The sequence below is a fragment of the Paracoccus sp. SSK6 genome, assembly GCF_039770665.1.
In the GTDB taxonomy this organism is placed as follows: Bacteria; Pseudomonadota; Alphaproteobacteria; order Rhodobacterales; family Rhodobacteraceae; genus Paracoccus.
On record NZ_JBDPNJ010000003.1, the window covers coordinates 66,160 to 79,434 of the forward strand.

A 13,275-nucleotide genomic window follows, 5' to 3' on the forward strand; every position below is an offset into this window, starting at 1 on the left:
CGGTCATTCGTATTGCTCGCGATATTTGCGCACGATGATCAGCGCGACCACATTGAGGGCCAGGGTGATGACGAACAGCGTCAGCCCCAGGGCAAAGGCCACCAGCGTTTCGGGCGAGTTGAAGTCGCTGTCGCCGGTCAGCTGGCTGACGATCTTGACGGTGATGGTGGTCATCGCCTCCAGCGGATTGAGGCTCATCTGCGCGGCGGCCCCTGCGCCCAGAACCACGATCATCGTCTCGCCGATGGCGCGGCTGGCGGCCAGCAGGACCGCTCCGACGATGCCCGGAAGGGCGGCGGGCAGCACCACCTGGCGCACGGTTTCCGAAGGGGTCGATCCCAGGCCAAGCGCGCCGTCGCGCAAGGATTGCGGCACGGCGTTGATGATGTCGTCGGACAGCGAGCTGACAAAGGGGATCAGCATGATGCCCATCACCAGCCCCGCCGTCAGAACCGAGGTGCCCGAATTGCCCAGGCCCAGCGGCTGGGCAAAGTAGTCGCGCAGCAGCGGCCCCACGGTGATCAGCGCGAACAGGCCATAGACGATGGTGGGGATCCCGGCCAAGACCTCGATCGCGGGTTTGACGAAGCCGCGCACCCGGGGGGACGCGTATTCCGACATATAAACGGCGGCGAACAGCCCGATGGGCACCGCGACCAGCAGCGCGATGGCCGACACATAAAGCGTGCCCCACAGCAGCGGCACGATGCCAAGGCGCGAATTGCCCTGGAAGCGCGGCGTCCATTCGGTGCCGAAGAAGAAGGCCTTCCAGTCGTAAAGCTGGAAGAAGTGCCCGGTCTCGAAAACCAGCGACAGCACGATCCCGGCGGTGGTGACGATGGCGATCAGCGAACACAGCATCAGCAGGCCCAGCACCATCCGCTCGACCACGTTGCGGGCCTGGTAGTCCTGGCCGATGCGCATCACGCCAAGGCCAAGCCCGGCGACGGCGGCGATCAGGGCGACGATGCCCAGGACCGGCCCGGAGGCATCCGTCAGCACGCCCGCCAACCGCAGGACCGACCCCAGCGCCAGCACCGCCAGCGGCGGCAGCAGCGCGGTCAGCGCGACACTGTAACCATGATAGGTGGGGCGGCTGTGCAGCTTGCGCACGTCGGGCCCGGCGGATGCGAAGGCGCGGCTGCGCCCGACGATGTAGCCGGCGGCGGCCAGCAGGAGGCTTGCAAAAAGGGCCCAGGACAGCGGCATTCGGGCATTCCCTTGTGAAAAGGCAGCGGGCGGCACGGTGTCTGCCGTGCCGCCGCGCGTGTTACTGCATCACCGTCCCGTTGGCGACGGCTTCCTGGGTCGCGGCCAGTTCCGGGTCCGACACCAGCCCGTATTCGGCCAGCGGGCCATCGGGGCCAGCCAGTTCATCGGACACGAAGAACTCCACGAATTCCTTCAGCCCTTCGATTTCGCCGAAATGCGCCTTCTTCACATAGAAGAACAGCGGGCGCGACACCGGGTATTCGCCCGAGGCGATGGTTTCCGTGGACGGCGTGACGCCGCCGATGGTGCCGACCTTCAGCTTGTCGGTGTTGTTTTCATAGAAGGACAGGCCGAAGACGCCGATCCCGTTGGGCGCGCTCTGGATGCGGGCCAGCGTTTCCGTGTAATCGCCGTCGATATCGACAGCCTTGCCGTCGGTGCGCAGCGTGGTGCAGGCTTCCTCGGCCGCGTCCTCGTCCATGCCCGATGCCTTGAAGGCCTCAAGGGCGCCCGATTCCTCGCAGCCGGCCATGATGACCTTTTCCTCGAAGACTTCGCGGGTGCCGTGCTTGGTGCCGGGGATGAAGGCCAGGATTTCCTGCTGCGGCAGGTCCGGGTTCACCTCGGACCAGTTGGCGGCGGTGTTGTCCACGACCTGGCCGTCCTTCACGACCTTGGCGGACAGGGCGTTGAACCAGTCGGCGGGGGTATAGGCGAAATCCGCGCCGCCCGCGGCATTGGCGAAGACGATCCCGTCATAGCCGATGCGGACCTCCATGATCTCGGTCACGCCATTGGCGGTGCAGGCCTCGCGTTCCGCGTCGCGGATCGGGCGGCTGGCATTGGCGATGTCGATGGTGTTGGTGCCCACGCCCTCGCAGAACTTCTGCAGCCCGCTGCCGGTGCCGCCGGATTCGACGACCGGGACGGGGAAATCCATGTTCTCGCCAAAGACCTCGGCCACGATGGTCGCATAGGGCAGGACGGTGGACGATCCCGAGACCTGGATCTGATCGCGGGCGGCCGCAGTCGTGGCCGAGGCGGCGATCACGGCCAGGGCCGAGACGGTGGATTTCACGGTGGACATGGATCTCTCCTGTTTTCTTCACGCCCAGGGTGGGCCTGTGCGTGACCTAAGCGCCCGTGGTGACGCTTGTGCGACGGCTATGTAACAATCGAATGACAAATGCGCTCCGGCTGGGGCAGAAATTTTGCCGGGTGAGCAATTTCGAACGGGCAGGCCCAGGAAACGCATGCGTTTCCCCCTGCGTGAGCGGATCCCCTGAAACATTGGCGCCCAAGCCCCCGGTAGGTCGGCATCCGGCCCAAGGGGGGTTGGGCGCTGGCCGAGCCTTTGGGGCCCGGCGGTTTTCGGGGCAACTTCATCGCGTGGCAAAGACGATGGCCTTTGCCAGATCAAGGGCGGCGCGCTGTCAGCATGTTGACTGACCCTAACCGATCCGCCCCCGTGCGCCGCCCGTCTGCGCCCGGTCCATCAGCAGGTGGTCCAGGATCACGCAAGCGGCCATCGCCTCGGCCACGGGGACTGCGCGGATGCCCACGCAGGGGTCGTGGCGGCCCTTGGTGATCAGGTCGATCTCCTGCCCGTGACGATCGATGGTGCGGCGCGGCGTGGTGATGGAGCTGGTGGGCTTGACCGAGAAGCGGACAACGATCGGCTGGCCGGTGCTGATCCCGCCCAGGATGCCGCCCGCGTGGTTCGAGAGATAGATCGGGCCGTCGTTGCCCATGCGGATCTCGTCGGCATTGTCGGTGCCGGTCAGGGCGGCGGCGGCCATGCCCTCGCCGATCTCGACGCCCTTCACGGCATTGATCGACATCATCGCGGCGGCAAGGTCGGTGTCGAGCTTGGCATAGACCGGCGCGCCGAGGCCGGGCGGGCAGCCCTCGACCAGCACCTCGATGGCGGCGCCGACGCTGTCCTGCGCCTTGCGGATGGTGTCCAGGTAGTCGGACCACTGGTCCACGGCACTGGCATCGGGCAGGAAGAACGGGTTGTCGCCGATGGCATTCGCGTCGAATTTCGCGCGGTCCAGATGCAGGCTGCCCATCTGCACCATGTATCCGGTGATCCGCAGGTCGGGCAGCAACTCGCGCAGCACGGCCTGCGCGATGCCACCCGCCGCGACCCGTGCCGCGGTTTCGCGGGCAGACGAACGCCCGCCGCCGCGATAATCGCGATGGCCGTATTTCAGATGATAGGTAATGTCGGCATGGCCGGGGCGGAAGGCCTGCGCGATCTCTCCGTAATCCTTGGACCGCTGGTCGGTGTTCTCGATCATCAGCTGGACCGGCGTGCCGGTGGTGCGGCCCTCGAAGACACCCGACAGGATGCGGACCTGATCGGGTTCGCGGCGCTGGGTGGTGTGTTTCGACGTGCCGGGGCGGCGGCGGTCCAGGAACTGCTGAATCCAGGCCTCGTCCAGGGCCACGCCGGGCGGGACGCCATCGACGGTGGCGCCAAGCGCGGGACCGTGGCTTTCGCCCCAGGTGGTGAACCGGAACGCGCGGCCGAAAGTGTTGTAGCTCATGCGGTTTCTCCGGTCAGGGCTTTCAGGTCATAGATCAGATCCAGCGCCTCGCGCGGGGTCAGGGCGTCGGGGTGGATGTCCTTCATCCGCGCCTCCAGCGGGCTTTCCTTGGCGCGGGCGGGGGGAGGCGCGGGCGGCACGGCGCGGAACAAGGGCAGGTCGTCGATCAGGGCGGCAGGGCGGGCGGCGCCCTCGCGTTCACCCGATTCCAGCGCGTCCAGCACGGCGCGGGCGCGTTCGACCACGGATGCGGGCAGCCCCGCCAGCTTTGCCACCTGCACGCCATAGCTGCGGTCGGCGGCGCCCTTGCGGACCTCGTGGAGGAAGATCACCTCGCCCTCCCATTCGCGCACCGCGACGGTGGCGTTCTCCACGCCGTCCAGCTTGGCGGACAGCGCCGTCATCTCGTGGTAATGGGTGGCGAACAGCGCCCGGCAGCGGTTGGTTTCATGCAGATGCTCCATGACTGCCCAGGCGATGGACAACCCGTCCCAGGTGGCGGTGCCGCGCCCGATCTCGTCCAGGATCACCAGGGCGCGGTCGTCGGCCTGGTTCAGGATCGCGGCGGTTTCCACCATCTCGACCATGAAGGTGGAGCGCCCGCGCGCGAGGTCGTCGGCGGCGCCCACGCGGGAAAAAAGCTGGCTGACCAGGCCGATATGGGCGCGGCGGGCGGGCACGAAGGCCCCGGCCTGCGCCAGCACGGCGATCAGGGCGTTCTGGCGCAGGAAGGTGGATTTGCCCGCCATGTTCGGGCCGGTCAGCAGCCATATCGCCGGCGTCTGGCCTTCGGTCAGCGCGCAATCATTGGCGACGAAGCTTTCGGCCTTGCGCTTCAGGGCGCGTTCCACGACCGGGTGACGGCCGCCCTCGATCACGAAGGCGCGGCTGTCATCGACCAGCGGGCGGGTCCAGCCCTCGCCCGTGGCGATGTCGGCGAAGGCGGCGGCCAGGTCGATCTCGGCCAAGGCGCGCGCCGCCTGGCCGATGGCTGCGGCCCGGTCCAGCACCGCCGCGCGCAGGCGGTCGAAGATGCCGCGCTCGATCTCCAGCGCGCGGTCGCGGGCGTTGAGGATGCGCGTCTCAAGCTCCGACAGATCGACGGTGGTGAAGCGGACCTGGTTGGCGGTGGTCTGGCGGTGGATAAAGGTCGCGTTCAGCGGCGGGGCCATCATGCGTTCGGCATGGGTGGCCGTCGTCTCGATGAAATAACCCAGCACGTTGTTGTGCTTGATCTTGAGGCTGCCCACCCCCGCCAGCGCGGCATAGTCCGCCTGCATCCCGGCGATGACGCCCCGGCCCTCGTCCCGCAGGCGGCGGGTCTGGTCCAGATCCTCGTCATGGCCGCTGGCGACAAAGCCGCCGTCGCGGGCCAGCAGCGGGGGTTCGGCCACAAGCGCGTCATCCAGCAGCCGGATCAAGGCGTCATGGCCGGTCAGGTCACGCGCGGCCTCGGCCAGCACCGGCGCGGCATCGCTCGGCAACCGCGCCGCGATGGCCGCGCCCTGCGCCAGCCCCGCCCGGATCGCGGCCAGATCGCGCGGTCCGCCCCGGTCCAGCGCCAGCCGCGACAGTGCCCGGTCCATGTCGGGCACGCGCGCCAAGGCCGTTCGCAGGTCGCCCATCAGGCGCGGGTCATCGACCAGCATCGCCACCGCATCCTGCCGCGCATGGATCAGCGCCAGATCGCGGCTCGGCGCGCTGATGCGCCGTTCCAGCAGCCGCGCGCCCGCGGCCGTCACCGTCCGGTCGATGGCCGCCAGAAGCGAGCCCTCGCGTCCGCCCGACAGGGCCTGCGTCAGTTCCAGGTTGCGCCGGGTCGCCGCGTCGATCTGCATCGCCCCCCCCGCGCGTTCGCGCACCGGCGGGCGCAGCAGCGGCAGCTTTCCCTTCTGGGTCAGGTCCAGGTAATCGACGATGGCGCCCATGGCCGACAGTTCGGCGCGGGTGAACGACCCAAAGCCGTCCAGCGTCTCCACGCCATAAAGCGCACAAAGCCGCCGCTGCCCCGCCGCGCTGTCGAAGGCGGATGCGTGCAGGTCGGTCAGCGCCGCCCCGGCATCCGCCGCCAGATCGTCCAGCCCCGATCCGTCGGCCGCCAGCAACTCGCGGGGCGCAAGCCGCGCCAGTTCCGGGGCCAGCCGGGCATGGGCGCAGTCCATCACCTGAAAGGCGCCGGTGGAGATGTCCACCCAGGCCAGCGCGCAATCCTCGCGAACCTGGGCGAAGGCCGCCAGATAGTTGTGCCGCCGCGCCTCCAGCAGCGATTCCTCGGTCAGGGTGCCGGGGGTGACAAGGCGCACCACGTCGCGCGCGACGACCGACTTGGACCCACGCTTCTTCGCCTCGGCCGGATCCTCCATCTGCTCGGCAATGGCCACGCGGAACCCCTTGCGGATCAGCGTCAGCAGATAGCTTTCCGCCGCATGGACCGGCACGCCGCACATCGGGATCGGCTCGCCCGCATGGGTGCCGCGTTTCGTCAGCGCGATGTCCAGGGCGCTCGCGGCGGCCACCGCGTCGTCGAAGAACATCTCGTAGAAATCGCCCATCCGATAGAACAGCAGCGCGCCGGGATTGGCGTCCCGGATCGCCAGGTATTGCGCCATCATCGGGGTGGGCTGATCGGTGGTATCCTTCGTCATGGCCGCTGTTCTAGCCGCTTGCGCCCGCCTGCGAAATCCCTACATTCAAGGCCTACCTCGGGGGGCCTTCCTGGCTGAGACGCGCAAGCGGACCCGTTGAACCTGATCCGGCTAACACCGGCGGAGGGAAGGTGACGCTGTCCTTTCTTTCGTAACCCTTGTGGAAAGGAGACAGCGATGAAACTGCCCCTGATGCTTGCCCTGCTGGCCGCGACCCCGGCATTCGCGCAGGACAAGCCCGTCCTGACCGTCTATGCGGGCGAATCCATCACCAGCGAATGGGGCCCCGGCCCGAAGATCGAGGAAGGGTTCGAGGCCATCTGCGCCTGCGACCTGCGCTTCGTCACCGGGGACGAGTTGTCGCGCATCCTGATGGAGGGCGAGAAGACCGAGGCCGACATCGTCTTCGGCCTGAACACCGACGTGACGGCCCGCGCCCGCGCATCCGGCCTTTTCGCACCGCATGGGCAGGACACGACCGGCCTGTCGCTGCCCATCGAATGGACGGACGACATCTTCCTGCCCTACAACTGGGGCGAGACGGCCTTTGTCTATGACGAGACCCGGCTGGAAAACCCGCCCGCCAGTTTCGCCGAACTGCTGGACGCATCCGACGACCTGAAGATCGTCATCCAGGATCCGCGGTCTTCCGTGTCGGGTCTGGCGCTGCTGCTCTGGGTGAAGTCGGTCTATGGCGATGACGCGCCGGACGCCTGGGCCAGGCTTGCGCCGAAGGTGCTGACCGTGACCAAGGGCTGGTCCGAAAGCTACGGCATGTTCACGGAGGGAGAGGCCGACATGGTGCTCTCCTACACCACCTCGCCCGCCTATCACATCGAGGCCGAGGGCGACACGGCCAAGAAGGCTGCGATCTTCCCCGAGGGCCATTACTTCATGGCCGAGGTCGCGGCACAGGTCCGCACCACCGACCAGCCGGAACTGGCACAGCAATTCATGGACTGGATCCTGACGCCCGAGTTCCAGAAGGTGATCCCGCTGGCCAACTGGTCCCTGCCCGCCAAGCTGCCCGAAGCCGAGTGGCCGCAGGTGATGCGCGATCTGCCGCGCCCCGAAAAGACCCTGTTCTATTCCGAAGACGAGGCCGAGGCGCTGCGTCAGCCCGCGCTGGACGAATGGCTGCGGGCATTCTCCGGCTGACGCGGGCCGAGGCCGGGGGCGCGGTCGCCGCCCTTGGCCTTGCCGCGCTGATCCTTGGCACGCTGGCCGCCGTCATGGGACAGGCGCAGGGACTGTCGGGGCTTGGCGCCTGGGACTGGCGCGCGGTGTGGTTCACGCTTTGGCAAGCGGCGCTGTCCGCCACGCTGTCGGCATTGCTGGCGGTGCCGGTCGCGCGTGCCTTGGCGCGGAGGCGCTTTCCGGGGCGGGCGGCCCTGGTGACGCTGCTTGGCGCGCCCTTCATCCTGCCGGTGATCGTGGCGATCATGGGGCTTGTCTCGATCTTCGGCCGCAACGGCGCGGTCAATGACGGGCTGCGTGCCCTGGGCCTGCCCGAGATCACCATCTATGGCTGGCAGGGCGTGATCCTGGCGCATGTGTTCTTCAACCTGCCCTTGTCGGTGCGACTGATCCTGCAGGGCTGGCAAGCGATCCCGGCGGAACGCTTCCGGCTGGCGGCATCGCTGGGCTTCGGTCCGCGCGACGTGGCGCGGCATCTGGAACGGCCGATGCTGCGGGCGGTGCTGCCCGGCGTCTGGCTCGCGGTGTTCCTGGTCTGCCTGACCAGCTTCACCGTGGCGCTTGCGCTTGGCGGCGGGCCGCGCGCGACCACCGTGGAACTGGCGATCTATCAGGCCTTCCGCTTCGACTTCGACCTGGGACGGGCGGCGAGCCTGGGGCTGATCCAGATCGCGGTTTGCGTGGCGGCGATGGCGCTGGCGCGATGGATCGCGATCCCTGCCGCCTTCGGCGCGGGGCTGGATGCGGACCACATGCCCGCGGCACCCGGCGGATGGCGCCGGATCAGCGACGCCCTTGTGATCACAGCGGCCGCCGGGTTCCTGATCTGGCCCATGGGCACCGTGACCCTGCGTGGCTTGCCCCGTATCCCCGTCCTGCCGCCCGAAGTCTGGGACGCCGCGCTCCGATCGGTGGTCATGGCGCTGATCTCGGCCCTGCTGGCGCTGATCCTGTCCTTGATGCTGGCCCTGTCGTTGTCGCGCGGGCGGATGCGCTGGATCGAGACGGCGGGGATGCTGCCTCTGATCGCATCGCCCCTGGTGCTGGGGACGGGGCTGTTCATCCTGTTGCGCGGCTGGTTTCCGCCGCAGGCACTGGCGCTGCCGGTCACGGTGGCGATCAATGCGGTGATGGCCCTGCCTTTCGGGCTGCGCGCGCTGATCCCGGCGGCGCGGACCCTGCAGCGGGACTACGGGCGGCTGGCCGATTCGCTGGACCTGCGCGGGTGGGCGCGGCTGCGTTACCTGACCCTGCCGCGCCTGGCCCGTTCCCTGGGCTTCGCGGGCGGGCTGGCGGCGGCCCTGGCCATGGGGGATCTGGGCGTGATCACATTGTTCGGGGGCGACCGGCCAACCCTGCCCTTGCAACTGTACCAGTTGATGAATTCCTATCGCATGGCCGATGCCTCGGCCTGCGCGGTGCTGCTGATGGCGATCAGTTTCGGGTTGTTCTGGATCTTCGACCGTGGGGGACGCCTTGCTTGACTTCGACGCCGTCCGCGTGACGCGCGGCAGCTTCACCCTGTCGGCGGACGTGACCATCCCCAAGGGGGCGCGGGTGGCGGTGATCGGCGCATCCGGGTCGGGGAAATCCACGCTGCTGTCGCTGGTGGGCGGCTTCCTGGCGCCCGACCGGGGGCGCATCCTCCTGGACGGGCAGGACATCACCGCCCTGCCGGCGGGACGACGCCCGGTCTCGACGCTGTTCCAGGACCAGAACCTGTTTCCCCACCTGACGGTCGCGCAGAACGTGGGGCTTGGGCTGCGCCCCGACCTCCGCCTGTCCGAATTGCAGCGGACCCGCGTGGCGCAGGTCCTGGCCGAGGTCGGGTTGGAGGGGATGGAGGCACGCAAGCCCGCCAACCTGTCGGGCGGCCAGCAAAGCCGCGTGGCGCTTGCCCGCGTGCTGCTGCGCGCGCGGCCCGTGCTGCTTCTGGACGAGCCCTTCGCGGCGCTTGGACCGGCGCTGAAGGGCGAAATGCTGACTTTGCTGGCCCGTATTGCCGACCAGACCGATGCCACGGTGCTGATGGTCACCCACGACCCCGACGACGCCCGCAGCTTCGCCCCGCAGACGATCCTGGTGGATGGCGGCGTGGCGCATCCGCCGGTGCCGACCGGACCGCTGCTGGACAACCCGCCGCCGGGGCTGCGGGCCTATCTGGGGTGAAATGGACAGAACATCGCATGGGCGGGAAAAGGAAACGCACTGCGTTTCCTCCGCCCGCGTGTGACGGTGCCATCAGAGAGGTTTCGGTTCCGCGATCTCGGTAGGCCGGCGCCCGCCGGTGGCGGGGCGGGCGCTGGCCGGGCCTCGGAGGCCCGGCGGCTTTGGTGGTAGTCGCAGCGCGTGGCAAAGGCGATGGCCTTTACCAGTCGGCGCTGGACCCTTACAGGTTGAACACCCGTTCCGGCTGCACCAGCCCGCCCTGGTAACGCCCGATGCAGACCGGCCCCTTCGCATCCGCCACCCAGACCAGATCGCCCCATTCCGCAGTGCCCGTTACCTGCCCCGGATTGCCGTTGCGGATGCGGACCGCGCCTTCGGGCGTGGCGCGCAGCATCGGCAGGTCGGCCAGCGCGACCTCCAGCGGCAGAAGCTGCGTGTCCAGCCAGTCCTGCGCCTCGCGGTCGATCCTGTCGAAGGGCACGGCGCCCTCGGCCTCGAACGGGCCGGACCAGGTGCGGCGCAGATGGGCCACATGGCCCAGGCAGCCCAGCGCCCGGCCCAGGTCGCGGGCGATGGAGCGGACATAGCCCCCCTTGCCGCAGACCATCTCCAGCCGGGCGGTGTCGCGGTCGCAGTCCAGCAGGGTCAGGCTTTCGACCCAGAGGGGACGGGCGGCCAGATCCAGTTCCTCGCCCTCGCGCGCGAGGTCATAGGCGCGTTCGCCATCGACCTTGACGGCGGAAAAGGCCGGGGGAACCTGCATGATGTCGCCAGTAAAGGCGGGCAGCGCCGATTCAATCGCGGCGCGGTCGGGGCGGGCATCCGAGGTCCGCACGACTTCGCCCGAGGCATCGTCGGTCGCAGTCTCGGCCCCCCAGTTGACGGTGAAGTCATAGCATTTCAGCGCATCGGTGACGGTGGCGACGGTCTTGGTCGCCTCGCCCAGCGCCACGGCCAGGACGCCGGTCGCGTCGGGATCCAGCGTGCCCGCATGGCCCGCCTTCTTCGCGTCCAGCGCCCAGCGGACCTTGGCCACCACCGCGGTCGAGCCGACGCCCGCGGGCTTGTCCACGATCAGCCAGCCATTGATGTCGCGGCCCTTCTTGCGTGCCATTGTAACCCCCGTGAAATCGAAGGCGGCGGCATAGCGGCGGGGCCGCAAGCCGTCAACCGGCGCTTTCGACCAGCCCGATGATCGGCCCCAGCGACCGCCCGAAATCCGCCCGGTTCACCCCCGGCGCGTAAAGGCGGCTGATGGAACCGTCGAAATACAGCGCATCGCGCACGCCAAGCCCGTCGCGGAACAGGCGGCCGAATTCGTGGAACGTCACCGCCCGGTCGGAAATCGCGAACCACGCGGTCTGCCCATCGGGCGACACGCCGACGCCGTTCCGCACATAGCGGCTGTCCGAATCGACCAGGAAACGCGGGTGCAGGTCGCCGTCGATCACCAGCATCGGCCCGGACTGGGTGGCAAGGCGGCAGTCGGGGCGGGCGCTCGCAAAGGCGCGGCTTTCGATCACCTGGAAGGGCCGCGCGCCGCCGGTGCAGAAAACCCCGTTCGGCAGCATCCCGAAATTGTCGCGGCTGGCCCCGGTGACGATGGGCTGCAGCTCCGCACCGTCGATGACCAGCAGGCCCACGGGGCGGTAATCGGCATGATACATGCCCGCGTTCATGGCGAAGGACAGGCTTTCGCCCTGCGCCAGCGTCGCGCGGACATTGCTGAAGTTGCGCAGCGGCTTGCCGTCGGCGCCGTCCTGCCACAGGCGTAGCGCGGGTTCCTGGTCGGCGGATACCTCGCAGACGACATAGCCCTGGCCGTCATGGCTCATGCGGCTGCACCCGTCCGCCGCCGCCGGGATTGCCCAGGCCACCAGCATCCCCAGGGCCACGCCCAGGGGGCGCAGGTCAACCGGCATCGCCATCCTCATCCGCGCCTTCCACATCGCGGCGGACGCGTTCGTCGGCGAACATGCGGCGGGTGTCGTCCAGCCGGTCGAAGGTCTCGTCCAGCTGGAAGCGCAGTTGCGGCGCGTATTTCAGCGTCATCGCCTTGGCGACCAGGTGGCGCAGTTCCGGCGCATTGCGGCGCAGGGCGGCCAGCGCATCCTGCGCGTCATGCCCGCCCAGCGGCAGCACATAGGCCGTGGCGACCTTCAGGTCGGGCGATGTGCGGACCTCGCCCACGGTGATCGAATGGCGGTTGAGATCCGGGTCATGCACGTCGGCGCGCAGCAGCACGTCGGACAGGGTGCGGCGGATCAGCTCGCCCACGCGAAGCTGGCGCTGCGAGGGGCCGGGCCCTTGGGAAAAACGGTTCTGTGCCATGCGTCCCGATGTAGGGGGTCGCGGGGCGCGCCGCAACGGGATAAGAGGCGGGAAAGCAAAGCCCGGAGGCCCCCATGAGCGATTTGCAGAACACAGACGCGCCCGTCCTGCCGGGGATCGTCGTCACCGGGGCCTCGGGCCGGATGGGGCAGATGCTGGTCCGGCTGATCGCGGACAGTCCCGAGGCGCGGCTTGTGGGCGCGCTGGAACGCCCCGGCCATCCCTGGATCGGCCGCGACGTGGGCGAAGCCATGGGCGGGGCGGCCTTGGGCGTGACGGTCAGCGACGACGCCGTGGCGGTGATCGCGCAGGCGCAGGCGGTGATCGACTTCACCGCGCCCGCCGCGACCGTGGCCTTCGCCGAACTGACCGCGCAGGCCCGCGCGGTGCATGTGATCGGCACCACGGGGCTGGAACAGTCGCATCTGGATTGTCTCAAGGCCGCCGCCCGCCATGCGCCGATCATCCGCGCCGGCAACATGAGCCTGGGCGTGAACCTGCTGACGGGCCTGACCCGCAAGGTCGCCGCCGCCTTGGGCGAGGATTGGGACATCGAGGTCGTCGAGGCCCATCACCGCCACAAGGTCGATGCGCCGTCCGGCACCGCGCTGATGCTGGGCGAGGCCGCCGCCGAAGGGCGCGGCAGGACGCTGGCCGAATTGCGGACACCGGCGCGCGAAGGCATCACCGGCGCGCGCGAGGCGGGTTCGATCGGCTTTGCCGCCATTCGCGGCGGCGACGTGGTGGGTGAGCATGACGTGATCTTCGCGGGCCAGGGCGAACGGATCGTGCTGCGGCACCTGGCGACCGACCGGGCGATCTTCGCGCGCGGCGCCATCCGCGCGGCGATCTGGGGCCAGGACAAGGGGCCGGGGGAATACGACATGCAGGATGTGCTGGGGTTGAACTAGGCGGGCGCGATTCACCCGGCTCGGCTGGCGAAGGCCATCGCCTTCGCCACGTGGCTCCATAGCCACCAATGCTGCCGGGCTTCAAAAGCCCGGCCAGCGCCCGACCCGCTCCCCGGCGGGCGCTTCTCGCCCACCGGGTCGGGCGCTGGCCTCTCGTGGGCTTGAGCGGAACCGTCTCTAACCGAACCCGATCACGCGGCGGGGGAAACGCAATGCGTTTCCTGGTCCCGCCCGTTTACCTTGGTCATGGTGAGGTAG

The 13,275-nt window shown here is 68.8% G+C and carries 11 protein-coding genes and 1 riboswitch; of the genes, 4 read left to right on the forward strand and 7 right to left on the reverse strand.

The genetic code is table 11. From position 1 onward, the window contains the following. Positions 1-3: 3 nt before the first annotated feature. The 4 genes from pstC to mutS all read right to left on the reverse strand — a co-directional run bounded on the left by pstC (position 4) and on the right by mutS (position 6,409). Entirely contained in the window at positions 4-1,209 is a 1,206-nt protein-coding gene (pstC, locus tag AAIL68_RS03470) for a phosphate ABC transporter permease subunit PstC (protein ID WP_347138106.1), read from the reverse strand. Between the two features lie 61 nt (positions 1,210-1,270). Continuing rightward, positions 1,271-2,299, reverse strand: coding sequence for a substrate-binding domain-containing protein (locus AAIL68_RS03475; RefSeq protein WP_347138107.1), 1,029 nt, complete (start codon positions 2,297-2,299; stop codon positions 1,271-1,273). A 364-nt stretch (positions 2,300-2,663) separates the two neighbouring features. Then, on the reverse strand, positions 2,664-3,764 hold the full coding sequence (gene aroC, locus AAIL68_RS03480) for a chorismate synthase (RefSeq protein ID WP_347138108.1): 1,101 nt from the start codon (positions 3,762-3,764) through the stop codon (positions 2,664-2,666). Beyond that, positions 3,761-6,409, reverse strand: coding sequence for a DNA mismatch repair protein MutS (mutS, locus tag AAIL68_RS03485; RefSeq protein ID WP_347138109.1), 2,649 nt, complete (start codon positions 6,407-6,409; stop codon positions 3,761-3,763). The genes aroC and mutS overlap by 4 nt, the downstream gene beginning before the upstream one ends. Positions 6,410-6,457: 48 nt before the next feature. After that, positions 6,458-6,555: riboswitch (TPP riboswitch) on the forward strand. A gap of 31 nt (positions 6,556-6,586) precedes the next feature. On the opposite strand from mutS, the gene AAIL68_RS03490 reads away from it, so the two are divergent. The 3 genes from AAIL68_RS03490 to AAIL68_RS03500 are packed head-to-tail and all read left to right on the forward strand — an operon-like array spanning position 6,587 to position 9,775. After that, complete coding sequence (locus AAIL68_RS03490) at positions 6,587-7,567, forward strand: thiamine ABC transporter substrate binding subunit (RefSeq protein ID WP_347138110.1); 981 nt, start codon at positions 6,587-6,589, stop codon at positions 7,565-7,567. Next, positions 7,543-9,090, forward strand: a complete 1,548-nt coding sequence (locus tag AAIL68_RS03495) for a thiamine/thiamine pyrophosphate ABC transporter permease ThiP (protein WP_347138111.1) — start codon at positions 7,543-7,545, stop codon at positions 9,088-9,090. Before AAIL68_RS03490 ends, AAIL68_RS03495 begins: the two co-directional genes overlap by 25 nt. Then, positions 9,083-9,775, forward strand: a complete 693-nt coding sequence (locus AAIL68_RS03500; RefSeq protein ID WP_347138112.1) for an ATP-binding cassette domain-containing protein — start codon at positions 9,083-9,085, stop codon at positions 9,773-9,775. Before AAIL68_RS03495 ends, AAIL68_RS03500 begins: the two co-directional genes overlap by 8 nt. A 220-nt stretch (positions 9,776-9,995) precedes the next feature. Here the strand turns inward: AAIL68_RS03500 and truB are convergent, their stop codons facing one another. From truB to rbfA, 3 genes are read right to left on the reverse strand one after another with little or no spacing between them, the layout of a single operon-like run. Beyond that, entirely contained in the window at positions 9,996-10,889 is an 894-nt protein-coding gene (gene truB / locus AAIL68_RS03505; protein WP_347138113.1) for a tRNA pseudouridine(55) synthase TruB, read from the reverse strand. A gap of 52 nt (positions 10,890-10,941) precedes the next feature. Continuing rightward, positions 10,942-11,658, reverse strand: a complete 717-nt coding sequence (locus AAIL68_RS03510; RefSeq protein WP_347138294.1) for a phosphodiester glycosidase family protein — start codon at positions 11,656-11,658, stop codon at positions 10,942-10,944. A gap of 28 nt (positions 11,659-11,686) precedes the next feature. Next, entirely contained in the window at positions 11,687-12,106 is a 420-nt protein-coding gene (gene rbfA / locus AAIL68_RS03515) for a 30S ribosome-binding factor RbfA (RefSeq protein WP_347138114.1), read from the reverse strand. A 74-nt stretch (positions 12,107-12,180) separates the two neighbouring features. Between rbfA and dapB the strand changes: the two genes are divergently transcribed. Continuing rightward, on the forward strand, positions 12,181-13,017 hold the full coding sequence (gene dapB / locus AAIL68_RS03520; RefSeq protein ID WP_347138115.1) for a 4-hydroxy-tetrahydrodipicolinate reductase: 837 nt from the start codon (positions 12,181-12,183) through the stop codon (positions 13,015-13,017). Positions 13,018-13,275: the final 258 nt, after the last annotated feature.